The organism is Acinetobacter gerneri DSM 14967 = CIP 107464 = MTCC 9824, assembly GCF_000368565.1.
Lineage (GTDB): Bacteria > Pseudomonadota > Gammaproteobacteria > Pseudomonadales > Moraxellaceae > Acinetobacter > Acinetobacter gerneri.
Genome location: NZ_KB849542.1, coordinates 272,538 through 273,940 on the forward strand (window position 1 = coordinate 272,538; position 1,403 = coordinate 273,940).

Annotated in this window: 1 protein-coding gene; it reads right to left on the reverse strand. The window is 48.0% G+C overall.

The annotated features are described in order from the left end of the window. Positions 1-1,403 (reverse strand): Ig-like domain-containing protein (locus F960_RS06825; RefSeq protein WP_004861270.1); only part of this gene is annotated, 1,403 nt, incomplete at both ends.

Consider the following 1,403-nt stretch of genomic DNA (forward strand, 5'->3'; position numbering starts at 1 on the left):
AAGGTATTGCCATGACCTAGATCAAGGGTGATTACGGCATTGGCTTCGCTCGTACCTGACAAACTTGCTGCATTGTTTTGTTCAACACTTGGAGCTAAAGGTGCAACCGTGTCTGCTTTAGCTGTGGTCGTTTCAGCTCCAATATTACCTGCGGCATCGGTTGCCATCAGCGTTGCGGTTTCACCATCCGCAATTGGGTTGGGTACGAATGACCATTTGCCTTGACTGTTTGCTGTCGTAGTCAAAGTATTGCCATTACCCAAGTCAAGCGTGATCAGCGTATTAGCTTCACTCGTACCTGACAAGTTTGCTGCATTGTTTTGTTCAACACTTGGTGCGAGTGGCGCAACTGTATCCGCTTTATCCGTGATGGTTTCAGCTCCAATATTGCCTGCGGCATCGGTTACTGTCAGCTTACCAGTTTCACCATTAGCAATTGGGTTTGGTGCAAATGACCATTTGCCTTGACTATCAGCTGCCGTAGTCAAAGTATTGCCATTGCCCAAATCAAGCGCGATCACTGCATTGGCTTCACTTGTTCCGCTTAACCCCGAAGCATTATTTTGCTCAACACTTGGTACGAGTGGCGCAATCGTATCTGCTTTATCTGTGGTAATCGATGCACCAACATTACCTGCGGCATCGGTTGCCGTCAGCTTGCCTGTTTCACCATCCGCAATTGGATTTGGTGCAAATGACCATTTGCCTTGACTGTTTGCTGTCGTAGTTAAAGTATTGCCATGACCTAGATCAAGCGTGATCACTGCATTGGCTTCACTTGTACCTGATAAGCTTGCTGCATTGTTTTGTTCAACACTTGGCGCGAGTGGTGCAACTGTATCTGTTTTATCTGTCGTGGTTTCAGCTCCAACATTGCCTGCGACATCGGTTGCAGTCAGCTTGCCTGTTTCACCATCTGCAATCGGATTGGGTGCAAATGACCATTTGCCTTGACTGTTGGCTGTCGTGGTCAGCGTGTTGCCATTGCCCAAATCAAGCGTGATCACCGCATTAGCTTCACTGCTACCACTTAATCCCGAAGCATTATTTTGCTCAACACTTGGTGCGAGAGGCGCAATCGTATCCGCTTTATCTGTCGTAATCGATGGACCAATGTTGCCTGCAGCATCGGTTGCCGTAAGCGTAGCAGTTTCACCATCGGCAATCGGATTTGGTGCAAATAACCATTTGCCTTGACTATTCGCTGTCGTGGTCAAGGTATTGCCATTGCCCAAATCAAGCGTGATCAATGCATTGGCTTCGCTCGTACCTGACAAGTTTGCTGCATTGTTTTGTTCAACACTCGGTGCGAGTGGCGCAACCGTATCTGCTTTATCAGTGGTAACCGATGGACCAATGTTGCCTGCCGTATCGGTTGCAGTCAGCTTGCCTGTTTCACCATA